The organism is Variovorax gossypii, assembly GCF_003965815.1.
In the GTDB taxonomy this organism is placed as follows: Bacteria; Pseudomonadota; Gammaproteobacteria; order Burkholderiales; family Burkholderiaceae_C; genus Variovorax; species Variovorax gossypii.
In genome coordinates this window covers 1,515,007-1,537,642 of record NZ_RXOE01000002.1, presented here as the reverse complement: position 1 = coordinate 1,537,642, position 22,636 = coordinate 1,515,007, and the positions used below count along the sequence as shown (strand labels likewise).

Here is a 22,636-nt window from a genome sequence, read left to right as displayed (position 1 = left end):
GTGTCCAGCGTCATGAGGAGGCCGGTAAGTGCGCCGTAATTCACCTCCGCCGAAGATCCTGTTCCCTCAACAACGGAAGTGAAAGCCTCCTCATGCAATCGCTGACCATGCGTCCACCTCCAAAGTGGATTTCCACTCTTCTCGCTCGTAAGATAGCGATCTCAGCAATTGCATACACGGCTTGGATTCCAGGGTTGGCGCTGGCCGACGAACCGGTTTTGCAAAGTGTTAATCAATCCAGTGAGTCGACCTGGGGCCTCGGAGTAGTAGGCATGTCGAACCAGAAGGCCTACAAGGGCATCAGCAGAGACAACCTCGCGCTGCCGCTTGTGTACTTTGAAAACCATTGGGTGCGCGTTTTTGGCCCCCGCGTGGAATTCAAGCTGCCAAGTCTTGACATCACGGCCTCCCAGAAGATCGATTTCCGACTGCTGGCCCGATATGACGAGAGCGGATACAAGCCGGACGATGCGGCAATCCTCTCCGGAATGGATGAGCGCAAGGGTGGGCTCTGGGCTGGTGGCAAGGTGATTTGGCGCAACGATCTGGCCGACATCAGCGCCGAAGTCCTTGCAGACGCTTCAGGCCACAGCAAGGGACAGCGTGCCACGCTGGGACTAGAGAAAACCTTCCGGCTCGGGCAAAAGGTAATGCTTGTCCCACGCGTCTCAGCCTCGTGGATGAGCAAGAAGTATGTCGACTACTACTACGGCGTTCGGGACAATGAGATCCGCGCGGATCGCCCCTCTTACATCGGAGAGTCTGCAGTCAATGTCGAGGTCGGGGCGAGAGCATCGTACCTATTCAATGCATCTCACTCGGTTTTCATAGATGTTGGCGTCACGAGCCTCGCAAAGGAAATCAAGGCAAGCCCATTGGTCGATCGTTCGACGGAAAACCGAGTATCCATGGGCTATTTGTATAGATTCTAATGAACCGCATTCTTTTGGTAGAGGACCACGAACGACTGGCAGGTCTGATGTGCAAAGGCTTGGCAGATGCCGGCATTGCCGTCGATGTCGTCATGCGCATCGATGCCGCATGGATCGCCATGCAGCAAATCCCATATCGCGCACTGGTCTTGGATCGGGGGCTACCGGATGGCGATGGACTTGCCTTGCTGCAGCGGCTTCGCGCGGCTGGAACCGGCATTCCCTGCCTGGTGCTGACGGCTCGCGACGCACTGCGTGATCGAATCGGAGGCCTGGAAGCCGGCGCAGACGACTATCTGCCCAAGCCCTTCGCGATGGACGAGATGGTGGCCCGGGTTCGAGCGTTGCTTCGACGTCCCGTGGATCAACGCCCTCTCAACCCGACTGCAGGCGATCTGCAGTTGCACCCCCAAGCGGGCACGATGCATTGCGGCGAAGACAGCGTGACGCTCGCTGCCGCTGAGATGCAAATCATGCTTTCGCTGATACAGGCACGCGGTGAGACCGTTCGCAGAAGTGCACTTGAAGCAGGCGGATGGGGCTTGACAGAAGCTGTCACGTCGAATGCCCTTGATGTTGCATTGCACCGCTTGCGCCGCAAGCTGCTTGCCATCGGCTCACATCAGCGGATTGTTAACTTAAGAAATCTCGGATATGCGCTTCGTGACGCCGACCGCACTGAATAGCCTCAGCCTAAGAGTCTTGGGTGCTTATCTCGTGGGTGTTGTGTTAAGCATCTTGTTGATCGGCTTGGGGCTCACGGCATTGCTCACCTTTCACACTGAAGTAGTGGAGAAGCGAGCCTCCATCCAAGCCAGCAAATTGGCTACTCGTCTAATGTTTAGCACGGATGGGGCGCCCATCGGACTCCGCTCGATCGAGCATGAGGCAGATTGGATCTATCAAAGCTTCAAGGATGAACTAGCCTACCGTGTTCTCGATGCGTCTGGACAGGTGATTCTTTACTCTCCGGCCGGAGAATCGTTCTGGACTTCCAGCGGGCTAACCACTCTTCATCTCACACGAGGACATTTTGTATTTGAGAGAGAGGGGGTGGCGATACACGCAGCCACTGAACCCGTGCAACATCAAGGACGGACTTGGTATATACAGTACGCGTTGAGCGCGAGAGCGGCCGACCTGTTCCAGACTGAGTTTGCGTTGCCGTTCATGGGTAGAGGTATTGCGTTATTCAGCATAACCTTGATGATCGTCTTCGGCGCCTGCGCGTACGTGACGATCCGACGTACATTCGAGCCACTTCGCGAACTCTCTGCCTCAGCCTCGGCGATCTCCCCCCACTCCCTTCACGCGCGACTTCGACCTGAAGGCGTGCCAGCGGAAGTGGCTCCGCTGGTGCAGAGCTTCAACCAGGCGCTTGAGCGACTCGAGCACGGATACCGAGGACAGCAGGAGTTTCTTGCAGCAGCAGCACACGAGCTGAAGACGCCCCTGGCACTCATTCGCGCACAGATCGAGCTGAACGAGTTCAGTGCCCATCGAGCCTCGCTACTTCAGGACGTCGAGCACATGACACGCCAGGTGCAGCAGCTGCTGCTCTTGGCGGAGGTGCGAGAAGTCCAAAACTACCACTTCGAATCTATCGACATCTTGGATGTGACCCAGGAAGTCTCTAGTTATCTGCAGCGCATGGCTCAAGGAGCCGGCGTATGGGTGAACCTGCAGCCAAATGCAAGCCGCCCCTCATGGCTAGCCGATCGTGGTGCACTCTTCACGCTACTAAAGAATCTACTCGAGAACGCGATTCAACATGCACCCCGAGGTTCAGGCATATACGTCGATGCCACCGCCACGGAACTGACCGTACGAGACTGGGGACCTGGTGCGGACGAGGACACACTTTCCCGAATTTTTGTCCGTTTCTGGCGCGGCCCGCATCGCCGGGACAAAGGGGCTGGCCTTGGCTTGGCCATTTGCCAAGAAATTGCTCAGGCACATGGCTGGACTCTAACTGCAGAACAGGCGGACCCCGGATTGCGATTTGTGCTGTCAAGGAATGGCCCGCAACAGAACGCACCTGTGTAGGGACTCGCACTCGAGGCATTCCCGCAGCGACTAATTGAACAATCAAAAATGGATCAATCCAAACCACGACGCGTCCTCGTCATGACCGGCGCTACCGCCGGACTCGGGGCGCATGCGCTGCAATACATCGCTGCTAAGGCCGATGTGCGAGTCATCATTGGTGCCCGCGGAGGTGGACGCACAGTGCACCCCGGCATCGAGACCTTGCCGCTCGATCTTTCATCCCTCGCCAGCGTCCGCAAGTTCGCCAGTACGATCAAGCTGCGGCTCGGCGATGCCAGCATCGATGCCCTCGTCCTCAATGCCGGCATGCAGACCTCCAGCAACGAGCAGCGAAGTGCGAATGGTTTCGAGTTGACATTTGCTGTGAATCACCTCGCCCATTACCTTTTGGCCAGACTACTCATGCCACGCATGGCTGCCGGCGGTCGTTTAGTGATCACTACGAGCGAAACCCATGATCCTGCTATCACACCGATCGCGCCAAGGACTCTCGATCCGTGGACTCTGGCGCACCCGATCACGACGGGTTTCGGTAGCGGCATCCGAGCCTACGCGGCCTCCAAACTATGTAACCTGCTAACTGCGCAGTCGTTTGCTGCAATGCGCGACATCAAGGAACGCAAGATCAGCGTGGTCGCTTTCAGTCCCGGACTTACCGCCGGAACCTCGCTTGGTCGTGACAACTCGTTCGTCGCACGATTGCTCGTCACGCTCTTGATGCATACCGTTTTCCGTGTGATCGGACTTTTCCGGCCTGAGTACGTCGCGGGCACACCGGAGCGTTCCGGAGAAATTCTGGCTGACGTGGCCTTGGGCGTTATCAGCCCACCTCACGGACGAATCTATCTCTCGCTTGTCAAGGGAAAGCCGACATTCCCCGAGCCGTCTGAACTGGCGCGAAGTCAAAGCGCGCGTGATCAACTATGGTCCGAGAGTGCTGGGATGGTCGGTATTGAATGGCTCTGGCGGGCGCGATGAACTCCGTACCCGGGGGGCATCAATATGGACTTCCTGAAGCGATGCAATCGGGAAGCATTCCCACAGGAGCAGCCGCGTTATGACGCGGTCCTAGAACACGGACTGCCAATTGAAATGACCCCAAAGTTGCATGCGTCACCACGCGTCCTGTTTCTAGGACCGGAAAGCGCAGCGCGCGACAAGTTCAGCCATATCCTCAATCGCTCCGGTTTGACGATCGAGACTGTGCACCCTCGGCACGCCGAACTACGGATCTCATCGGGTGCGCCGTATGCATTGATTCTTCTTGATACAGCGCTATTGTCCGATGCCCTGCCTACAGTGTGCTCCATGCAGCGCATGACCCGCACGCCACTACTTGTTCTGACTGAGCGAAGCCATGTCCCCGATTGCCTCGCAAGTCAAGGCCTATGCACTACTGAAACCTTGTTCAAACCTTGCGCACCCGGCGATTTGCTTACACGAGTTTGGGCCCTGATATTTAACCCGAAGGCACCTGACGTCACTTGGCCCCGATTGGCGGACTTGGCCATAGATAGGAAGCGCGGCAAAGCATTTCGCCGCGGCATCGACCTTAGGCTTACGGCCACTCAATTCGACCTACTGGACGTACTCATGGCCCATCCAGGTCGGGTGATGTCGCGCGAAAGACTGATGGCAGCCGTATGGGGGCCGCGTGTGGATCCGCAGTGCAGCATCGTCAGGGTCGCCATGTTGAGACTTCGCCAAAGATTGGATGCCCCGTTCGACCTGAAGCTGATTCACACGGTGCACTATGAAGGATATGTCGTGGAACTGCGTCTCTAGACGCTGTACTCGCCTACTGACTGCACGACTTCACTGTCCGAACGGACTTGCAGCAACGCGTGAATACAGCTCGCCGACAGACTGACCCGGACATCCGTAGCAATTGCCGATAAACCCGATCGCGCCAAGGTTTAGTTGCGCAACCACTTTTGTACTGTATAGTACAGTACATATTCTGTAAGAGGAGAGCAGCTTGGTCGACGACAAACACACACCTCCGAAACACCGGACCGTCAAAGGGGCTCAACGCCTGCGGGATCTGACCTCCGTCGCCGCAGAACTATTTCTTGAGCGCGGCTTTGACGGCGTGGCCGTCGATGATCTGATTGCCCGAGTGGGCGGCTCACGTAGCACCATCTACAGCCACTTTGGCGACAAGGAGGGGCTGTTCAAAGAGGCGATGACGAGCCTGTGCGCTGAAGTTGCGAAGCCTCTGGATCAGTTGCACATCACAGGGCGGGAGCCCAGCGAAGTGCTTTCGCTACTTGGCAGGCAATTGCTGGTATCTGCGCTCTCGCCGCGTACGTTGGCACTCCATCGGCTCTTGGTCAACGAAGGCCGACGTTTTCCTGATGTTGCACACGCGATGTGGGAAGTCAGCTATGGCAGGGCCGTAGAAATCCTTGCGAGATGGATCTCTGAACAGCAGCGATCCACTCTAGGACTCACAAGCACAGTGCCCGCTCAAGCGCTGGCCGAACACTTCATCAGCATGGTGGCGAGCAACGCCAAATTGCGTGCTGCCTCGGGCCTAGTCACCACGCCCCTGCCCGAAAGCGAGGTCAGCGAGATCGTGCGCTACGCCGTGAACACCTTTCTCCACGGCGCGTTAGACCAACCAACTCGGCCGACCAGCCGAAAAAGTGGTCCACGCTCCAGGAGCGCCACTTAGCGCTCCTTTCAGGTACTTCAACCGCCTTCCTAATCCTTTCAGGAGCAAGAGAATGAATGCAACCAACGCGAGTGAATTCCTCCTCGGAGGACATTTGCCTGTCCGTCGCCTGGGCTTCGGCGCCATGCGTCTTTCAACCAATGGATTCCGGGGACCCGCGCGTGATCCAGAAATCGGCCGCAGCGTACTGCGCCGCGCAATTGAACTCGGCGTCAATTTGATCGACACCGCCGAGTTCTATCAGAGCTCCGATGGCAAAGTTCGCGCGAACGATTTGATCCGTGAAGCATTGCATCCGTATCCAGCAGGGCTGGTGATCGCAACGAAGGTGGGTGCCGTCTTCAGTTCCGATGGCAGCTACAGGCACGGGACCGGAGCTGACATGCGACGCTTGGTGGAGGACAACCTGCAAAGTTTGGGACTGGACCACCTGGATCTGGTTTACCTCCGTATCGGTGAGATGGCTCCGCCGCACGGCGAGTCACTGGGCGAACGCTTTGAGGCGCTGGCCGCATTGCGCGAGGAGGGATTGATCCGAAATCTTGGCATCAGCAACGTCGACATTAACCATCTATCCGAGGCTCGCTCGATCGCCCCTGTGGCTGCTGTTCAGAACCACTTCCATGTCAGCAAGCGTGACGACCTCAGCCTATTGGATGAGTGCACGGCCGCCGGCATCGGCTTTAGCCCATTCTTCCCGTTGGGCGGAGGCGCGAACAAGACCGAAGAGAGTCGTTTGGTACGGATCGCAACTCGACATGGAGCCTCCCCCGCCCAGATCGCGCTGGCTTGGTTGCTGGCCTATTCGCCCGTCATGCTTCCGATTCCTGGCACGGGCTCCATTGATCACCTCGAAGAGAACGTTGCGGCAGCAACCATACGACTTTCGGAAGAAGATCATGCCGAACTCGCGTAGAGCCGAGCGGCAACCAAGTATGCCCCGCTTTGCTGGAATATTTGCGATCCTGATGTCGGCCGTGACAAGCATCAGTTTGCTTGGAGCCTGTACCACGTTGGCGAGCGCGGAGAACCCGCCCTCGTCAGTTGCCTTCGATCAGTATCGAAGCGAAACGCTTAATCAATTGCGCACGGGACGCAGTTTCCAAGGAGACGACAAAGAAGCAGAACTACTCTGGAACGCTCCTCAGGAATGGTGGCCTCCTCAACATGGAGCACACTCAAAACCCAACAAGGGAATCCTGCTCGTTCATGGGCTTGGTGATTCACCGTGGTCTTTCCATGACGTCGCACCAGCACTCGCCGCGCAGGGATTTCTCGTGCGCACAGTACTCCTTCCCGGCCATGGAACGCGCCCTGATGATCTCCTCACGATAACTGCGGAACAGTGGCAACGGACCGTCCAAGAGCAAGCGATGACGCTGGAGCGCGACGTTGAAGGCCCGGTATACCTGGGGGGTTTTTCCACAGGGGCCAACCTGGTGCTCGACTATGCCTATGGCCACCCGGAGATTGCCGGATTGGCGCTTTTCTCACCAGGCTTCAAGAGCATGCCCTTTGACTGGCTAGCGCCGCTGGCCTCGCGGATACGGCCTTGGATGATCACCCCCAATGGTTCATTTCCGACGCAAACCCCCGTGCGATACATGAACGTACCGACCAACGGGTACGCGCAGTACTATCGCACGAGCGTTGCTGCACGGCGACTGCTTCGCCGCTCCTACGACAAGCCAGTTTTCATGGCCGTCGCTCAGCATGATTCGGTGCTCAACACCGAATACCTTCTCGACGTTTTCCAGCAGCGCTTTACCAATCCACAAAGCCGCTTGATCTGGTACGGATCAAGACCGGGGAAACTGACCGACACAAAGCGCGTACTGATCAGAGAAGACAGGCTGCCTGAGCAACATATCAGTCAGTTTTCTCACATGGGGCTGCTGTTCTCACCCGAAAACCCCCTTTATGGGCGCGGGGGAAGCCTTCGCATCTGTCTGAACGGGCAAACCGCTCAGGCCGCCCAGGCTTGCAAGCAGGGCGGGTTCACTTGGTATTCGGACTGGGGATACCGTGAAGAGGGAAAAGTTCATGCCCGGCTCACCTTCAATCCTTACTTCGACTGGCAACTTTCAATACTGGTGTCCACGCTGGGAAATGAAAGGAGCCTTCAATCCCCCGCCAGCGATGCATTCACGACACAGAGCATTCCGAACATACCGGACTTTGAAAGTACCGCCTTCGAAGCAGTTGCAAGAGTAGCGCTGCAAGACAAAGCGTCGCGCACGCCTCAAGCCATCCTGGCGCAGTGATCTGGTGCGACTGGCACCGGCTTTCCTTTTTCAATGCCCCCAACAAACGACACAACGAGAGAGTCTATGAAAAGAGTGCAATTCGGCCGCTATGGAGGCCCTGAAGAGATGTCATTCGGACAACATACCTTGCCAAAACTGGCGCCGGGTCGCATTCGGGTGCGTGTGAAAGCTGCGGCGATCAATCCGCTTGACTGGAAACTGCGCCAGGGCGCCATGAAGGTTGTCACCGGCTGGAAGTTTCCGCAGGGCATGGGCTCGGACTTCGCTGGCGTGGTGGAGGAAGTTGGAGGCGGAATCACATACTTCCGAGCAGGAGACAAGGTTTTCGGGACTGCTGAAATCAGGAGACAGGGTGCCTTTGCCGAACTCGTGGATGCCGACGCGAATCTGGTGATTCATAAGCCTGCTTCTCTTTCCTTCAGCGAGGCAGCTTGCATCCCTATTCCCGCGGCAACTGCCTGGGCAGCCATCATTGGCGCAGCCAAGGCTGGCCCTAAATCACACATCTTCATCAACGGCTGTAGTGGTGCCGTGGGCAGCTTTGCGGTTCAACTGGCGCGGACCTATGGAGCGCGCGTTTCCGGCTCCTGTGGCTCGTCCTCCACTGCCGCCGTCAAATCCGCTGGTGTCGCACCCGTATTCGCCTACACCGACAAAGCGGCAATTTCATTAAACGGCCCGTATGACGCTGTCTTTGACACTCTCGGCACATTGCCGGTCAGCGAAGGACTGAAGTTACTGAAGCCCAAAGGTTGCTTTGTCGACATCAATCCCACGCCAGGCAGGATGCTGCGGGGCTTCGTCTCAGGGCGCTACAAGCTGGTATTTGCAACCACAGGATTCAAGGACTTGCCCGATATCTCAAAAATTGCGGCCGAAGGAAAGCTTCGCTCATCTATTGGACTTGAGGTGCCATTCGCCGATGCGCTGGCAGCGATCAAGGATGCCGAACTCGGCCGACGCCCAGCTGGTCGAATTGTGCTACTCATGTAGCAACGAACGAGGTCGACAAGCAGGCGGAGGATAGCGATAGCACTGCGTTCTTTTGCCTGAGGTGGATTCACCGCAACTGAGTGAGTCCACATTTTTCTGCAACACGAATCGAGGTAATGCATCATGAAAGATCAGGAAAGACACATCGGCGAAACCATTGACCCGATCTCAAAAGTCAGCGCCGAAACTTCGGCGCTCGCGAGAAAGCATTGGGCGCAGCCCAGTTTCTTCAATGACAATCTGCTGATCGACGCGCTGCTAAAGCACATATTGAGCCTGATGCCCTATGGCATGACCGATTATGGAGAAGTCATGGACGTGGTGTATCAGCTCAGCGGGAGCGACGAAGAAGCTTGGGTCAACGCCTGGGCGGCCCTGGCACGTCGACTACATAACAGGGCAGAGGAGGCAGACGGAAAGGGCAAGCACGTTACCGCAGCGAGCGCCTATCTCCGAGCCTCTACCTACTGGCGCTGCGCGCTACTGTATTTCAGCGACTTCGCGGATACGCGAATGAGGGAGTATGCAGTTGCCAGCGCTGATTGCTACCAGCGATATATCAATCTGTCCGGCTACCCCGGTGAGCGCATAGAGATCCCTTATGAGGGAAGTTTTCTTCCCGGCTATTTCTACAGATCACCTCATGCAAAGGGGAAGGCTCCACTTCTCATCGTTACGCCTGGTCGAGACACATGGGCAGAAGACACCCGATGGGTTTGCGAAGGCGCACTTCGGCGAGGCATTCACTGCCTGACTTACGACGGTCCCGGCCAAGGGCTCGCACTAAGGCTGAACCATCTCACTTTTCGCCCTGATTGGGAGAAGGTTGTCAGCCCGCTAGTTGATTTCGCATTGGAGAAATTTTCGGAGATCGACGCCTCCAGCATCGGGCTGATGGGATTAAGCTTCGGTGGCTATCTGGCGCCCCGTGCCGCCGCATTCGACAAGCGAATCACGCTCTGCGTCACCGACCCAGGCAACATCAGCTGGGGACGCCAGATCATCGCTCAACTCAGTCGTTTCCACGATCATCCGCTGGATGAGATTCCAGAGCAAATGAGAAACCTTGTGCGTGACTACGCCTGGAAGCACGGCGTACCCAACACGATCAAAGATGTCGTGCAAGCTCTGCAGCCCTATGACAACTCGTCCATTCTGGACAATGTGACCTGCGCGACTCTCGTCTTAGACGGCACGGGCGAGGTCTTCCATGGGGCCAAATCATTCCATGATTCCTTGAAGGGCCCTAAGGAATATCTGTTGTTCGATGAGACGTCGACAGCACAGTCGCATTGTCAGATTGGCGGCTACGCCACTGCCACGGAGTACATCTTCGACCGGATTGCCGAGCGGCTTGGATGCGCATAATGAGCGCTCCTCGCTTTGAGCTGGCCCTGCTACGCAAGAGGGGATAGCCCTCCCCCACTTCCAGAGCTTGCAACGAGTCCGAGAGTGCCCCTACATGGCAGAGCTGTCACTCCTAACACCTCTTGAGATAAAACCTACATCACGCAACTCGCCGAAGTTCGGTTCTTGCCCGTTCATCAGTGGCTGCCCACACGAGCACGTGGTCCACGTGCTCATAAGCGAGTCTTGAAGTCTCCCTCCTTCGTAATCGCGGCGAGGGTGCAAGCAGTTGTAGAGCACGAGTCCTCCCGAGAGATGGACGCGGCTGTCGTCAGGGGGTGCCGGCCATGGAAAATGCCTTTTCCACGATGGGGCGGAGCTTTAGTTTGCCTCCGCCGGCATACCATTCGTCTAGAGCTGCCGTGAAGGCAGTCATTGCTGTACCAACTACGATCCGGGCCTTCAGCAGGCTCATCGTCTTCTGCCCTACTCTCTCAACAAGAGCCGCAGCAAGCGCCTGCTCCCAAATCATTCGCTTCTCCAGGTCTCTCCCGACCAGCGACGGTGTCTCTTTGGTCAGCCTCATCATCGCCAAAGCCGATCCAGGATTAGCGTCGTAGCGAACGAGCAGGGAGGACAGTGTTGCGCAAACTGCTTCAAAGGGGTTTTCCTGCACTGGCCTATCGCCCAGTTCTCTCACCAATGCAGGCGTCTTTTCTTCGAACCATGCGAGAACCAGGTCCTCCTTGGTGCTGAAGTAGCGAAAGAAGGTTCGTTTCGCGATGCCCAGTGGCTCCACGATCTGGTCGATCGTGGTATTGACAAAGCCTTGCTTCAAGAACAACCCAACAGCAAAGCGAGCTATCTCCTGACGGGTGGCTGCTTTGTGCTGTTCGCGTAAGTTCGGAATCTTTCCTTTCATGGATCTCATTCTATCCACCTGACACCAAGGGTCATTATGGCACTAAGTGCCATCTGTGGCACCATATGCCACCATGCAAGGCAATGCGGTGTCTGCGTGATGAGCGTTGAATCAAACGAATGAAAGATGATCCACATGAAAAGTGAAAAACATCCCGGCGATGCATCGTGCAAGCAGGCACCAGGGATATTCGTTCCGGTTATCGATCGGAATCGATGCGAAGGAAAAGGTGACTGCGTTCCCGCGTGTCCCAAAGACGTCTTTGTCATCGGCGTACTGCCCCCCGCCGAGCGAAACTCTCTCACTTGGATCGGCAAGGTCAAAGGATTCGCCCATGGCTGGAAACAGGCGTTCATGCCGAACGCTGATGCGTGCGAAGCCTGTGGCCTATGCGTTTCCGCCTGCCCTGAAAAGGCGATCAAGCTAGCTCGGGCATAACGGATTTCGCGGCAATGACACCGGAGTCACACAGGTCTCAAGCAGAGCGGCGCGAGCGGATGCAAGCCTCGCCACTTTGGGACGGCCAACGTTTTCGCAACGTGCATCCGATGCTGCCCGACTTACGCGATCCGAACCGAACGACACCGTCGCTGAGAGAAATCTTTTCCGATCGCAAGCGGCGCTCGCCACCAGGTCCACTTCCATCTATGAGCCCATTGGAACACTGGCTCAGTCCGCCCGCGACAGGGCTGCGCGCCACATGGCTGGGCCATTCGACGGTCTTGATTGAAATCGACGGTCTACGCGTCCTTACAGACCCCGTCTGGGGACCTCGAGCATCGCCTTCACGCCTGATCGGGCCCAAACGCTTCCAGCCAGTGCCAGTCGCCCTGAGCGCTCTCCCGCCAATCGATCTGGTGGTGATCTCCCATGACCACTACGATCATCTGGACTATTCCACCATCCGCGAGTTGGCCAGCCGCGATGTCCCCTTCGTTACTTCCCTTGGGGTCGGAGCTCATCTCGAAGCATGGGGCGTTCGACCAGGACGCATCATCGAGCTCGATTGGTGGGATTCACATACCCTCCCGAACACCGGCCTAGTGGTAACCGCTGCGCCGGCGCAGCACTTCTCCGGCCGCGCTGTGATTGATCGCAACGCGACTCTCTGGTCTTCGATCGTCCTGCGATCGCAGCGACATCGCGTATTCTTCAGCGGCGACACGGGACTCACGACTGAGTATCAAACAATCCGAGAACGCCTGGGGCCATTCGATCTAGTGATGTTGGAGGTCGGCGCTTATCACCCTGCCTGGGGTCATATGCATCTAGGACCAGAGAACGCACTCAAGGCGCTCAGCCTGCTCGGCGGTGGACCGTTCTTGCCGATTCACTGGGGCACATTCAGTCTGGCAATGCATGCATGGGATCAACCTGCAGAGTTTCTGCTAGACGCAGCGCCGAAGCTGAGCACTCAAATCTTAATGCCGCGCCTGGGCGAGCCGATCGAACCACAGATCGATCAACGCATTGATCCGTGGTGGCGTAACGCCAGCGCAACTGTTCAACAGTCAGTCGCTACGAGGTGGCAGCCACAGACGAAATGATTCATATCTGAACGCGCATCGCACAAGCGAAACATCCATCTCGCATGAGTCGCTCGTGGTGGCCTCTGTCAACTCGGTAGGAATCCTCTCGTAGCCTGTGGTTCGCGTGGTTCTATGTTTCCTTGCAAGATCACACTTGAACTCGTCTCGATTCTGAATTTGATCAAGCATTGAAGCATTGATTTGATCATTCGCCACAATCATCCAGCAATCTTTCCACCTGAAAGATGAGATAGCGCAGCCACGGATTGGTCCTTTGGGCACCCTAAAAGCCTTCACCGGATTCAGGCCTCGAGAGTTTCATCAGTAGATCAACAATGGCGTTCGGCCGATGAAACTAGGCGATCCGGCCTGCGATATGAGAAAATCGGCGACATCAGCACGCGAGATTCTTCCGCCTCGAACGCTTCGAAGATCGGTCAAAGCACGGTACCGACCTGTGCGAGGACCGTTGTTCAAGAAACCAGGTCGCACAATGATCCAGCGGTCGATATCGCGCATGATGATGCGTTCTTGACGATCCTTGTCGGCATACATCCTGCCCAAAACAACTGGCCTGAACAGATAGTCATAGAGAAGGCTGCCATGTCCACGACTGTCTCCGGCCCCCATGCCGGTCACGGCAATGAGCAATTGCTCAGGCGCGAGCGCTCGTGACAAGTTCTCGGCACAACGAGAAAACAAAGTGACCGGCTGGAAGAGTTGAGTCGTGCCCAAGCAGTCATAGACGACATCTTGCCCCCGAACGACCTCCGTGATCGCCACAGCATCCTCTGCATTCCCTTCGACAACACGTAGACGGGGGTCGCGAATCGGCATGCGCTCCTGACGACGAGCCAACACGGTGACATCGTGGCCATCTGCCAGCGCCCCTTGGGTCGTCGCCAGTCCAATTCCTCGGGTTGCCCCGATGACGGCAATCTTCATGGAAGTCCACCTTTGAATTGAAGCCTGCCGGCGTTTGACTAAACCGTGACTCGACTTTCGTCAATCGAGATCGACCATGGCCGCACTCTCGCTCCATAGCTGAGCCTGGGCCTGCCTGCTTCTAGCCGTTTTGGAGGGATCGGGGAATGTTGGCTTGCCCTTGACCAGGCTGAGATAGATTCGCCCGTGCGGAGGAGTAATCGTCCCGAGCGCAACCTCCGCTAGCATTTCGCCCGAGCGCTCAGGCGTTCCGATGACATATTCAGGCCGGAAGAGCCCGATCACTCGGAAAACGGTGTGCATCAGGAACGTAACAACTGAGCGCGCGACAAACGAGCTGTCACGACCGAGCGCAGTGCCGCCAGTAAGGCCAGGACTGAAGGCGACCACTGTGAAACGACAGGCCTTTGCCTCGCCCAGCACTGCGAAAGACTGCGCCGTCAACAAGTTGCATAGCTTGGAAGCCGCGTAGGCGCGGATGCCTGAGCCGAAGCCACTCTTGCTCGGACGCGCCAGTACCTGTGGCTCCAAGGTCCTGGGCGCGATCGGACTGACAGCAGGATCGTGTGTTTCGCTCGTAGTGATCACCATCCGTCCCCCATCGCTCATGTGCGGCAGCAAGAGTCGAGCTAGCAGATAGTGCGCAAGATGATTCACGGCGAAGGTCAATTCGTAGCCCTCGGCACTCCGCTTCTCGTTGCTGGAGGTCTGCATACCAGCGTTGAGGACAAGACTGCCGATGCGCGCCCCACCAAGCCGGCGTATGACGGCCTCGGCGAAATCACGAACGCTAGCGAGCGAAGCGAGGTCAAGTGGTATGACTTCAACACCTCGAGGTACCGTTCGCTCACTCCCGCGAGCGCCAATGATGATCTGTACGCCCGGCTGTACAGCCAGAAGTTGCAGCGCATGCGCGCCCAGGCCGGCGGTTGCGCCAGTCATGACCACAATACGTCGCGGTTTATTTTGGTCCATATCTTTAACGGCTCAACTTCAAGTCCGGTTTATCTCCATCCCAACTTTGAAATCCCCCAGGGATCTCCTGGAATCGGAGGCACTTCGCCATCATGGTGCCGCTCAGGCACACCGTTTCGCCCTTGACCTCCCATGTGACGGACAGCGCGAAAGGCAATCCGCCACTAATGCTTCCCGTACCATCTTTGTTAAGCGCAAGCTTGAAGCTCCTCCCATTCGGTGCCGCAGCGGACCATGGGACTCCGTCGGCGAGAACTTCAGCCGCTTTCTGCGGAGGCAGATACACCCGAACCTCATCAGCAAAGGTCGCGAGTGAGGCAGATACGGCAATAGCCGCTATTGAAAGCCTTGAATGAAATTTCTCCATGCTGCTACCCCTTCTTCCTCTACACGTGTGGAACGGATTCCGACGGCACGAGTCCCCGCTCAATATCTGCTGAAAGCCGCCCCGGCAGTAGTCGCATCGCGGCCAATCGACGCCTCATGAGAAAGCCCCTTTTCGCTCATGCGGGGCAGGTTGGCCTTTGCCACGAACGGATGCATCTCCAAGCACGTTGGCATTGACTTCCGTGGCGCCGTTGCGCCAGCCCACTTGCTCCGGATCGATATCAACGTGCTTAAGCGTTCGGGAGAACACGCTGTGCTTGGCTTCTGCGAATGGCCTCTGCCTCGTGACACAAATGGCCTCAACTTCCCAGACCGATCCGGCGCATTCATCGATCATCTCTGCCGCAGCCTGGTTGGCTAAGGCAACTGACGGCACACACAGTGCATGAGCAAGTGCCGAGATCGTCAACCTGCGTGCAAGAAAGGCCGAAAGAATCCTTGAAGGTTGACGCAGACGCGAGCGAACACGAAAGCGCAGACGCGATAGTTGCATGGAAGCTTCCACATCAAATGTTGAAGACACGGATCTTCCTTCGCAATGCATTACGGCGTACTTACCAATTGGAGCGGGCGGCGGAAGTGTGGCAAAGAGAGTCTGGCTCGGGCTCAGAAGAAAGCACAGCGCATGTGCAATCAATCCGCCGTTCCAGCACTACATCACTACCAAGACCATCGGTGAATGCATAACCATAGTGCACCTCTTTCAACGGTCGCAGCTGAACAACAGGCGGACTAAGAAAGCCGAATGAGCCGAAAAGAGAGCACCAACGCGGTAAGTACGCAGTAAGACGACAACAGCAAGGATCGGAGTTCTACGCCTCAGCGGAGATATGCGTCTCCACCATTGAGGCCTCTACTCCAAACACGAGCTACATGAACTTCTGTACGCCCGCAACACTTCATATTTGAATGAATGGAAGGTGAAATGAAAACACCCAGGCTTTCTTTACTGATCGTCATGCTGATGGTCACCAGCGCACAGGCCCACGCCGTTGAGAAATACCCGGACGCGCCTACGACCCCAGTGATGATGATCACGGCTCCCCTCGACGCGACCACAGTCATTGCACTGGAAAGCTCCGATGCCCGAGATTCGAAAAGCGCAATGCTGCACTCTGGCGCAGCGTCGGGCAGCGCAATCACCGCTGAAGCAGAAACGTCGAATCTGGTCGATTCGGATCCCGATTTGATCAGCACCAAATTGCCTGTGCAGGACCCTTGGGAGAATTTCAACCGCAAGGTCCACGGCTTCAACACCAGGGCGGACAGGCTCGTTCTCCGCCCTCTGGCAGTTGGCTATGACGAGGTCGTTCCGGACGGGGCAAAGGCTGGTGTATCGCGTTTCTTCGCCAACCTGGGTTCACCAGTAACAATATTGAATGAAGTCTTGCAGGGGCGCTTTGGTCACGCCGCTCAATCGTTGGGGCGATTTGTCACCAATACCACGGTCGGTATTGGCGGCGTGTTTGATCCTGCCGCCCAGCTTGGTATGCCGAAGCGGCATAGCGCAGATTTCGGGCAGACGCTAGCAACCTGGGGCTGGGAAGATTCACGTTATCTGGTAGTGCCAATTTTTGGCCCCCGAACCATACGGGACACGATTGGCTTGGTCAGTGATCAAGCTCTATCCCCCATAAACCAGATCCAGGAAAGTGGTGCGCTCATTGGACTTCAGGTACTAGAGACCATCGACGGGCGAACCCAATTGCTGCCCCTCGACAGGTTCCGTCGCGACGCCATCGACGACTACATCTTCGTGCGCGATGTTTGGGCTCAGCGACGCAATCAGCAGATTCATGCAGATCTGCGGAACGCCAGTGACTAAGGCCATGACAATCCGGTCCTTTCCCCAAAAAGGGAGGGATCACAAGCGACGTGACTCCAACGGGGGTAAGGCAGCATCGATCAAACTGTGCGCGCTCGTCGTGAGCGCAGTATTCTCTTGCGGTTGCTCTCAGTCCCGTGTTGCACCAGTCGAAGATCGCGTCAACAACCCCACACCATCATCTCTGGTCCAGTCCATGGATCAGCCTCACGGTCTCAATCCGCGGCATAAGAAAGCCGCTGCCGATGATTCGCCGGCATTAGGTCGCTCCTGCAGCGTCGAACTCTACGGCGACTCCATTCTTCATGGAGGCTATCTTGGGGATCGGCGTCTCGTGGAACCTCCGGCGGCCGCACTGCAGCGCATGCGTCCTCGGTACCACGTTATCGATCGCACCGTCAATGGAGAAACTGCGAGCGCACGATCAGGTTCGTTTGAAAACGAAGCACGAATAGGTCGCATCGTGATCATCGAACATGGGCTGAATGATTCCCTCCAGAACTTGCCGTTAGAGACCGCCTTGCGATCCATGGTAGTGAGCGCCAAGGCCGAGGGACGTCATGTAATTTTGACAGGCCTATCGCAAACGCTAGGTGGCGCTGACATACGTGCGCGAGGGGATGCGATTGTTCGGCGAGTGGCCGCAGATCTATCGGTTCCCTTCGCCGACTGGGGCAGTGTGCCACTTCGCGTGGGAGAAATGGCAGACGTCATTCACCCAGCTCAGCCATACTCCACCCGGCTAGTGGAGCGCTTGATCCAGGTACTGGACAGCTTGTCGCCCGAATGCGCATGAGACGCCGCAAGTCCGGAGTTCCGACAACTCACGAATACGACGAGGTGGGGCGCTCGACATCCGGCCTGCTCGCGCAGGTGCTGGTAGCGAAGTACCTTGATCACCTGCCGCTGTACAAGCAGGAAGCCATTCCGGAGACATGACGGAGCCACTGCAAGATTTGCAACAGGACGATTCAATTACCCGAAAGAGTAGTCATGAACACCGACCCGCTCCTGCTGCAGGAGATCGTTCGCCTCTACGAGGCCGAGCCCGACCTGCTGACCCTGCCGCCCCTGCTCTTCGAAAGCGTGACCCGACTGACGGACTCCGACGTGGTCGGCTGGACGGAGGTGCACCATCGCAGCGGCGAGCTGCGCGCGTTGCTGTCGATCGAGGAAGACCCGGCCCGGCGCGCGACGGCATTCCAGGCCTATGCACGCCATGCCGGCAGCCATCCGTTCTGGCAGAAGGACCCGGCCTTCTTCGGCGAGCGCGCGGTGCGCGAATCGGACGTCTTCACCGACGAGGAGTTCATGGCGCTGCCCATGGCCCGCGAGGTGTTCCTGCCATCGAACGCCCACCGCATCATGGGCGTGCTGATGCTGCACGGCGAATACTCGCTGGACCTGAGCGCGCACCGCGTCGTCGGTCGCCCGGCATACAGCGACGCGGAGCGCGACCGGCTGCAGATCTACCGAGGGCACGTGCTGCGCGCCTACCGCCAGGCGCAGCAGCGCACCGTCGACAAGCTCCCCGCGGCCGACCGCCTCCGCTATGCCTTTCCCGAGCTGACGCAGCGCCAGGTCGAGGTTGCCGTGTGGATCGCGGAGGGCAACTCGAACGACGCCATCGCCAACGCCATGAGCGTCAGCCTGGACACCGTGAAGGCTCACCTGAAGGCCATCTTCAGCAAGATCGGCACCGACAGCCGGCTGGCCCTGGCCAAGCTCGTCCACACCGTGCCGCCGTTCTCGCAGATGCCGCCGCTGTGGAAGCTGCCGCTGGCGACTTGGAAGACGCAGAGCACACCACGATTACCTGTCGAGACTTTGAGAGCGAAGGCCCAGATCGAGTCGGGCGTGGTGCCTGAATCCGGTCCTGGATGACTCGACTCAATCGTCGCCAGCTGCTGGTTGATTGGTGCAACCAGCGGCATTGCGACATGCTCGGTGGGCTTCGCTCAGGACCGATATCCCAACAAACCAATCCGGATGCTTGCCCCCTGGACAGCAGGCACGCCAGCGGACATCGTGGCACGCAGCGTCGCCGACGGCCTCGGTACCGCACTCGGTCAGGCGGTGTATGTCGACAACAAGAACGGCCCGGCAGGCACTGTGCAGTGCCGGAAGCACTCACGGCGCCAGCGGACGGCTACACCATCTACGTGCTCGCATCGACTTCGCTGGTATCGCCGGCTCTGTATCCCGCCAGCGAAATCAGCTTCGTGAAGCAGTTCGATTCTATTGGACAGCTGATGGCGTTCAGCTGCGGCCGGTGGCGCTCCACGCGGAGGACTTGTGCCCCCTTCGCGTGCAAGTCTTGCGCCATGACTGGGTAAGCGCTGCGGCCAAAATTACGTTTGCGTGATGGTTGCCGACCGCTTCTGTGGGCATGTCCGACGACACGACTTCTTCAATCTGTGCGGGCCTGCTCCTCGCACTGGCGGCACAATATCTCCAGGCCGCGCGCCTGCAAGAACCTACCCGAGAATGAGTGCCTCCTTACCCCCTTTCGCTTCCCGCGCGCAGAGCAGGCCGCGCGGCAATGGCACTGCCACACGCGATGTCCTCATTGAAGCAGCCATTCCCCACTTCCTGCGGCACGGCTTCGAAGGAGTCTCTGTTTCGCAACTTGCCAAGGCAGCCAAGGCCTTCCCAAACCATGTGACCTACCATTTCGGAGGCAAGGAGGGGTTGTTTGTCGAGGCCGCCTCGCAGGCCATGCTGCGTGCCGCCAAGCAAGCTGAGAAGAGTTCGCTCAACAGCGCGTCTGTCGAGGAACATACGCGTCTGCTCATCAGCAACCTTCTCGGTCCCAGCTCTGGCACCGTCATGCTCTTTGCCGAAGCCATGTTGCTGGCTCGCCGCAAGCCACATCTGAGCACGCGAATCAAGGCGACGCTGCACCAGCTCAACGATGCTGGCGAGGCCGCGATGGTGCTCACGTTGATGCGAACCGGATGGAGAACTCGCGTGGCGCCAAGCGTCATCACGCGCTCGTTCTGGGCTTCCATCTTTGGACTGGCGCTGCAAAAAGCAGCGATGGGAAAGGCCTTCGAACAGGAAAGCGCCGAAGCCGTGGCACGCCTCATGATCAATCTGGACAACGCCCCTGGCGAAAAAAAGTATGACTCGCCCCGGCCGTGAAGCAGGACGTCAGACGCGAGCGGCGTTGCGCGAGGCCGCACTGGCGCTTTTCGTGGAGCAGGGCTATGAGCCTGTGACCATGGCCGCCATCGCAAACCAGATCGGTGGTTACCCCAATCAGGTCACGCATCATTTCGGCAGCAAGGATGCGCTGTTCGCCGAAGCCAGCGGTCTGGCCATCCTGCGGGCAGCGCGTCATGCGGAGCAAGCGGCAGTTCATGCGGATTCTATCGAGTCGCACGCGCGCATCCTGATCGCCAGCCTGCTGGGACCTGGTGCGTCCTCGGTCATGATGTTCGCCGAAGCGATGCTGATGGCGCGCAACAAGGCTGCTCTCCGCCCCAGCATCCAGAGCGCGCTGGACAGGCTGCATGCCGTCGGCGAGGCCACACTGCTTGAGACCCTGTCGCGGCATCGATGGAAAATCCGCACCAGTCCCGAGATGGTGACACGGGCATTCTGGGCCTCTGTGCTGGGGCTTGCACTCGAGAAGGCTGCGACCGGCGATGCCTTCGAGCACCAGAGTGCCGAAGCCGTGGCCCTCTCGATGATGAATCTCAATCAGGACTACATTGCGAAGATCGAGTGATAGCGTCCGCAATGCGCATCACTCGTCCACGAAATTTCGACGCGCTACCGGATCCCTCACCTCGAACAGTTCTATCTTGACGTTATCCGGTCCCGAGGTCATGGCAAAACCTCCTCCGGGTGTGCGCACGATCTCGCTTACAGCAACGCCGGAGCGTCGCAATCTTCCGACGAAGTCGTCCAGATCCTCCACCATCATGCCCAGATGGTGGAAGGCATTGCGCTCGGGTGGTGGACTCTTTCTCGACTCGAAGAAGTGCAGTCGTCCCTTGCCCACAACCATGAAGACATTGCGGTCGCCGTCGATGAGATCGTCGAACACGATCTTGCCGCCGAAGTGTTCGATGTAGAAGCCGCAGGTTCTCTCCATGTCATGGGTAACCATGTGCACGTGGTGCAGATAGACCCCGGGTCTTACGGTCTGTTCTTGGTGACTCATTTCTTCCATTTCTTGTGTTGTCGCATGTCGTGCAGGCCTTCCACATCCGGTTCGAACCCGTGAGGAAAGATCAGGTGCTTCTGGATCTTCTGGGTCCCCGTGACCGGCAGTGCGTCCACGAAGTAGACCCAGCCGGGCACCTTGTAATAGGCCAGCCGAGCGGCGACGTGGTCGAAGATCTGCCGGGCCAAGGTCGGGCCAGGCAACGATCCGGCAACCGGCACGACGCAAGCCAGGACTTCTTCATCGCGCAACGCGTCGGGGACCGACAGAACCGCCGCTTGCGCCACCAACGGGCTTTCGGCGAGTGCCGCTTCGACTTCGGCGCTGGAGATGTTCTCGCCGCTGCGTCGAACGATGTTCTTTCGACGATCCACAAACGTGAACATGCCATCGGCTGAGCGCGTGCACAGGTCACCGCTGTGAAACCAGTCTCCCGACCAGGCCGCTTCGGTGGCCGCAGCATCATCGAGATACCCGTCGAAGAATCCGTGCCGTGGTCTTTCCTGGCTGTGGCGCACCACGAGTTCTCCGACGGCACCGTCGGGCAGGGGCTGCCCTTGATCGTCGACGATCCGTGCCTGCAGTCCCGGCAGCGCCCGGCCGCAGGCACGGGTATCGATATGGCGAGGCTCTTTGTCCACGATGAGAAAACGCCCCGTCTCAGTCATCCCCCACACTTCCATCAGGCGGATCCCGAAACGCTCCTCGAACCGCCGATGGGCCGCTGGATCCACGCCTGCACCGAAGGCAAAGCGCACCTGGTGCTGTTTCTCTTCGGGCGCCTCGGGCAAGGAGAGCAAGGCCGGAATCATGATCCCGAGGTAGTTGAAGCGGGTCGCCCCGGTTTCCACCACATCCTTCCACCAATGGGTGCCGCTGAAGCGCCCTGGCAATACGAAGGAGGCACCGCGAAGGATCACGGCACCCGCCGTGGAGACCATCGAATTCATGTGGTACAGCGGAAGCGGGTTCATCATCCGTTCGCTGCCTTCGGCGATCGCGATTTCGCCCGCGAGGCTGGCGTTGTAGGCCGCGGCCTCCTGCAGATAGACATTGCTCAGTACACAGCCCTTGGGCTTGCCTGTGGTGCCCGAGGTATAGAGGATGGCTGCGCTGCGCTGCATCGGGTTGTCCGCTGCTGGCGGCAACTGCGCGCGCCAGATGTCGCCCAGATCCTGCGGCCCATCGATGGAGAGCGTGATCGGCAGGCCCGTTGCGGCGATGGACTGGGCGAGCAAGGCCTCCACCGTGGACAGGCCGACCACCGCACCGCATCTGGCATGCCCGATCTGGTAGGCCAGCTCCGGCACTGTCAGGTCGGTGTTCAACGGCACCACGCAGGCGCCCAGGCCGTTGAGCGCCAGGTAGTGAATGAAATAATGCGGACGGGACTCGAATGCCAGAGCCACGCGGTCGCCGGCCCGGATGCCCTTGGCACGGTAGTGTGCAGCCATGGCCTCGATCTGGGCCAGTGCTCTTGCATAGCTCAGTTCACGCGGCGCATCCCAGGACTGGGCGTGACGGCTTGGCACAACGAGAAAGGGCCTATCGACGTGGCGCTGCGCCGACTCGAGGAAGACGTCGTAGAGACTGTTCTTGAGTGTCATGGAAGGT

At 58.1% G+C, this 22,636-nt stretch carries 24 protein-coding genes and 1 pseudogene; 18 read left to right on the top strand and 7 right to left on the bottom strand.

All coding sequences use genetic code 11. The annotated features are described in order from the left end of the window. Positions 1–92 precede the first annotated feature (92 nt). The 10 genes from EJP69_RS14760 (at position 93) to EJP69_RS14715 (ending at position 10,286) form a co-directional block, all read left to right on the top strand. Complete coding sequence (locus EJP69_RS14760; RefSeq protein ID WP_206169325.1) at positions 93–932, top strand: MipA/OmpV family protein; 840 nt, start codon at positions 93–95, stop codon at positions 930–932. After that, entirely contained in the window at positions 932–1,618 is a 687-nt protein-coding gene (locus EJP69_RS14755) for a response regulator transcription factor (protein ID WP_126470946.1), read from the top strand. The genes EJP69_RS14760 and EJP69_RS14755 overlap by 1 nt, the downstream gene beginning before the upstream one ends. Beyond that, positions 1,587–2,978 carry a sensor histidine kinase gene (locus EJP69_RS14750; protein ID WP_126470944.1) on the top strand — a complete coding sequence of 464 codons (1,392 nt, stop codon included), beginning with the start codon at positions 1,587–1,589 and terminating at the stop codon, positions 2,976–2,978. Before EJP69_RS14755 ends, EJP69_RS14750 begins: the two co-directional genes overlap by 32 nt. 48 nt (positions 2,979–3,026) lie before the next feature. Continuing rightward, positions 3,027–3,959: an SDR family NAD(P)-dependent oxidoreductase gene (locus EJP69_RS14745; protein ID WP_206169324.1), complete on the top strand. Its 933-nt coding sequence runs from the start codon at positions 3,027–3,029 to the stop codon at positions 3,957–3,959. A 24-nt stretch (positions 3,960–3,983) separates the two neighbouring features. Next, positions 3,984–4,766 carry a winged helix-turn-helix domain-containing protein gene (locus EJP69_RS30075; protein WP_126470942.1) on the top strand — a complete coding sequence of 261 codons (783 nt, stop codon included), beginning with the start codon at positions 3,984–3,986 and terminating at the stop codon, positions 4,764–4,766. A gap of 193 nt (positions 4,767–4,959) precedes the next feature. Beyond that, a complete protein-coding gene (locus EJP69_RS14735; protein ID WP_126470940.1) occupies positions 4,960–5,658 on the top strand; it encodes a TetR/AcrR family transcriptional regulator in 699 nt (232 codons plus the stop codon). A gap of 52 nt (positions 5,659–5,710) precedes the next feature. Next, positions 5,711–6,574 carry an aldo/keto reductase gene (locus EJP69_RS14730; protein ID WP_126470938.1) on the top strand — a complete coding sequence of 288 codons (864 nt, stop codon included), beginning with the start codon at positions 5,711–5,713 and terminating at the stop codon, positions 6,572–6,574. Then, entirely contained in the window at positions 6,558–7,922 is a 1,365-nt protein-coding gene (locus tag EJP69_RS14725; RefSeq protein WP_240652150.1) for an alpha/beta fold hydrolase, read from the top strand. The genes EJP69_RS14730 and EJP69_RS14725 overlap by 17 nt, the downstream gene beginning before the upstream one ends. Before the next feature lie 66 nt (positions 7,923–7,988). Continuing rightward, complete coding sequence (locus EJP69_RS14720) at positions 7,989–8,918, top strand: NAD(P)-dependent alcohol dehydrogenase (protein ID WP_170217117.1); 930 nt, start codon at positions 7,989–7,991, stop codon at positions 8,916–8,918. 123 nt (positions 8,919–9,041) lie between these two features. Continuing rightward, the gene (locus EJP69_RS14715) at positions 9,042–10,286 is read left to right on the top strand and encodes an alpha/beta hydrolase family protein (RefSeq protein ID WP_126470936.1); all 1,245 of its coding nucleotides are present in this window, start codon (positions 9,042–9,044) and stop codon (positions 10,284–10,286) included. 310 nt (positions 10,287–10,596) lie between these two features. On the opposite strand, the gene EJP69_RS14710 is transcribed toward EJP69_RS14715, so the two are convergent. Continuing rightward, positions 10,597–11,187, bottom strand: a complete 591-nt coding sequence (locus tag EJP69_RS14710) for a TetR family transcriptional regulator (RefSeq protein WP_126470934.1) — start codon at positions 11,185–11,187, stop codon at positions 10,597–10,599. Between the two features lie 126 nt (positions 11,188–11,313). Between EJP69_RS14710 and EJP69_RS14705 the strand changes: the two genes are divergently transcribed. Together EJP69_RS14705 and EJP69_RS14700 are read left to right on the top strand one after the other, a co-directional pair. Continuing rightward, complete coding sequence (locus EJP69_RS14705) at positions 11,314–11,625, top strand: 4Fe-4S dicluster domain-containing protein (RefSeq protein WP_240652149.1); 312 nt, start codon at positions 11,314–11,316, stop codon at positions 11,623–11,625. A gap of 14 nt (positions 11,626–11,639) precedes the next feature. Then, positions 11,640–12,734 (top strand): MBL fold metallo-hydrolase, encoded by a 1,095-nt coding sequence (locus EJP69_RS14700; protein ID WP_206169323.1) that lies wholly within the window; start codon positions 11,640–11,642, stop codon positions 12,732–12,734. A 303-nt stretch (positions 12,735–13,037) separates the two neighbouring features. On the opposite strand, the gene EJP69_RS14695 is transcribed toward EJP69_RS14700, so the two are convergent. The 4 genes from EJP69_RS14695 to EJP69_RS14680 form a co-directional block, all read right to left on the bottom strand. Beyond that, entirely contained in the window at positions 13,038–13,661 is a 624-nt protein-coding gene (locus tag EJP69_RS14695; protein ID WP_126470932.1) for an NAD(P)-dependent oxidoreductase, read from the bottom strand. Positions 13,662–13,721: 60 nt separating this feature from the next. Then, positions 13,722–14,636 (bottom strand): SDR family NAD(P)-dependent oxidoreductase, encoded by a 915-nt coding sequence (locus tag EJP69_RS14690; protein WP_206169322.1) that lies wholly within the window; start codon positions 14,634–14,636, stop codon positions 13,722–13,724. A gap of 4 nt (positions 14,637–14,640) precedes the next feature. Continuing rightward, complete coding sequence (locus tag EJP69_RS14685; RefSeq protein ID WP_126470930.1) at positions 14,641–15,003, bottom strand: hypothetical protein; 363 nt, start codon at positions 15,001–15,003, stop codon at positions 14,641–14,643. 114 nt (positions 15,004–15,117) lie between these two features. After that, positions 15,118–15,546 (bottom strand): hypothetical protein, encoded by a 429-nt coding sequence (locus EJP69_RS14680; protein WP_126470928.1) that lies wholly within the window; start codon positions 15,544–15,546, stop codon positions 15,118–15,120. 402 nt (positions 15,547–15,948) lie between these two features. Here EJP69_RS14680 and EJP69_RS14675 point away from each other — a divergent pair, with 402 nt between their 5' ends. From EJP69_RS14675 to EJP69_RS14660, 6 genes and pseudogenes are all read left to right on the top strand, one after another. Further along, positions 15,949–16,848 carry an MlaA family lipoprotein gene (locus EJP69_RS14675; protein WP_170217116.1) on the top strand — a complete coding sequence of 300 codons (900 nt, stop codon included), beginning with the start codon at positions 15,949–15,951 and terminating at the stop codon, positions 16,846–16,848. Further along, positions 16,787–17,644: an SGNH/GDSL hydrolase family protein gene (locus EJP69_RS30070; protein ID WP_420824212.1), complete on the top strand. Its 858-nt coding sequence runs from the start codon at positions 16,787–16,789 to the stop codon at positions 17,642–17,644. The genes EJP69_RS14675 and EJP69_RS30070 overlap by 62 nt, the downstream gene beginning before the upstream one ends. Before the next feature lie 47 nt (positions 17,645–17,691). Beyond that, positions 17,692–17,775: pseudogene (locus tag EJP69_RS30065) on the top strand (IS66 family transposase); the annotation flags it as partial. Between the two features lie 66 nt (positions 17,776–17,841). Further along, positions 17,842–18,732 carry a helix-turn-helix transcriptional regulator gene (locus tag EJP69_RS14670; RefSeq protein WP_126470918.1) on the top strand — a complete coding sequence of 297 codons (891 nt, stop codon included), beginning with the start codon at positions 17,842–17,844 and terminating at the stop codon, positions 18,730–18,732. Positions 18,733–19,335: 603 nt separating this feature from the next. Then, positions 19,336–19,992, top strand: a complete 657-nt coding sequence (locus EJP69_RS14665; protein WP_170217115.1) for a TetR/AcrR family transcriptional regulator — start codon at positions 19,336–19,338, stop codon at positions 19,990–19,992. Further along, positions 19,973–20,581, top strand: coding sequence for a TetR/AcrR family transcriptional regulator (locus EJP69_RS14660; RefSeq protein ID WP_126470914.1), 609 nt, complete (start codon positions 19,973–19,975; stop codon positions 20,579–20,581). Before EJP69_RS14665 ends, EJP69_RS14660 begins: the two co-directional genes overlap by 20 nt. Before the next feature lie 18 nt (positions 20,582–20,599). On the opposite strand, the gene EJP69_RS14655 is transcribed toward EJP69_RS14660, so the two are convergent. Next, on the bottom strand, positions 20,600–21,019 hold the full coding sequence (locus EJP69_RS14655; RefSeq protein WP_170217113.1) for a VOC family protein: 420 nt from the start codon (positions 21,017–21,019) through the stop codon (positions 20,600–20,602). Further along, the gene (locus tag EJP69_RS14650; RefSeq protein ID WP_170217112.1) at positions 21,016–22,629 is read right to left on the bottom strand and encodes an AMP-binding protein; all 1,614 of its coding nucleotides are present in this window, start codon (positions 22,627–22,629) and stop codon (positions 21,016–21,018) included. Before EJP69_RS14650 ends, EJP69_RS14655 begins: the two co-directional genes overlap by 4 nt. Positions 22,630–22,636 lie beyond the last annotated feature (7 nt).

Coding starts and splice junctions, on each gene's coding strand:
- EJP69_RS14760 (WP_206169325.1), top strand. CDS start 93: ATGCAATCGCTGACCATGCGTCCACCTCCAAAGTGGATTTCCACTCTT.
- EJP69_RS14755 (WP_126470946.1), top strand. CDS start 932: ATGAACCGCATTCTTTTGGTAGAGGACCACGAACGACTGGCAGGTCTG.
- EJP69_RS14750 (WP_126470944.1), top strand. CDS start 1,587: ATGCGCTTCGTGACGCCGACCGCACTGAATAGCCTCAGCCTAAGAGTC.
- EJP69_RS14745 (WP_206169324.1), top strand. CDS start 3,027: ATGGATCAATCCAAACCACGACGCGTCCTCGTCATGACCGGCGCTACC.
- EJP69_RS30075 (WP_126470942.1), top strand. CDS start 3,984: ATGGACTTCCTGAAGCGATGCAATCGGGAAGCATTCCCACAGGAGCAG.
- EJP69_RS14730 (WP_126470938.1), top strand. CDS start 5,711: ATGAATGCAACCAACGCGAGTGAATTCCTCCTCGGAGGACATTTGCCT.
- EJP69_RS14725 (WP_240652150.1), top strand. CDS start 6,558: ATGCCGAACTCGCGTAGAGCCGAGCGGCAACCAAGTATGCCCCGCTTT.
- EJP69_RS14720 (WP_170217117.1), top strand. CDS start 7,989: ATGAAAAGAGTGCAATTCGGCCGCTATGGAGGCCCTGAAGAGATGTCA.
- EJP69_RS14715 (WP_126470936.1), top strand. CDS start 9,042: ATGAAAGATCAGGAAAGACACATCGGCGAAACCATTGACCCGATCTCA.
- EJP69_RS14710 (WP_126470934.1), bottom strand. CDS start 11,187: ATGAAAGGAAAGATTCCGAACTTACGCGAACAGCACAAAGCAGCCACC.
- EJP69_RS14705 (WP_240652149.1), top strand. CDS start 11,314: ATGATCCACATGAAAAGTGAAAAACATCCCGGCGATGCATCGTGCAAG.
- EJP69_RS14700 (WP_206169323.1), top strand. CDS start 11,640: ATGACACCGGAGTCACACAGGTCTCAAGCAGAGCGGCGCGAGCGGATG.
- EJP69_RS14695 (WP_126470932.1), bottom strand. CDS start 13,661: ATGAAGATTGCCGTCATCGGGGCAACCCGAGGAATTGGACTGGCGACG.
- EJP69_RS14690 (WP_206169322.1), bottom strand. CDS start 14,636: ATGGACCAAAATAAACCGCGACGTATTGTGGTCATGACTGGCGCAACC.
- EJP69_RS14685 (WP_126470930.1), bottom strand. CDS start 15,003: ATGGAGAAATTTCATTCAAGGCTTTCAATAGCGGCTATTGCCGTATCT.
- EJP69_RS14675 (WP_170217116.1), top strand. CDS start 15,949: ATGAAAACACCCAGGCTTTCTTTACTGATCGTCATGCTGATGGTCACC.
- EJP69_RS30070 (WP_420824212.1), top strand. CDS start 16,787: ATGTTTGGGCTCAGCGACGCAATCAGCAGATTCATGCAGATCTGCGGA.
- EJP69_RS14670 (WP_126470918.1), top strand. CDS start 17,842: ATGAACACCGACCCGCTCCTGCTGCAGGAGATCGTTCGCCTCTACGAG.
- EJP69_RS14665 (WP_170217115.1), top strand. CDS start 19,336: ATGAGTGCCTCCTTACCCCCTTTCGCTTCCCGCGCGCAGAGCAGGCCG.
- EJP69_RS14660 (WP_126470914.1), top strand. CDS start 19,973: ATGACTCGCCCCGGCCGTGAAGCAGGACGTCAGACGCGAGCGGCGTTG.
- EJP69_RS14655 (WP_170217113.1), bottom strand. CDS start 21,019: ATGAGTCACCAAGAACAGACCGTAAGACCCGGGGTCTATCTGCACCAC.
- EJP69_RS14650 (WP_170217112.1), bottom strand. CDS start 22,629: ATGACACTCAAGAACAGTCTCTACGACGTCTTCCTCGAGTCGGCGCAG.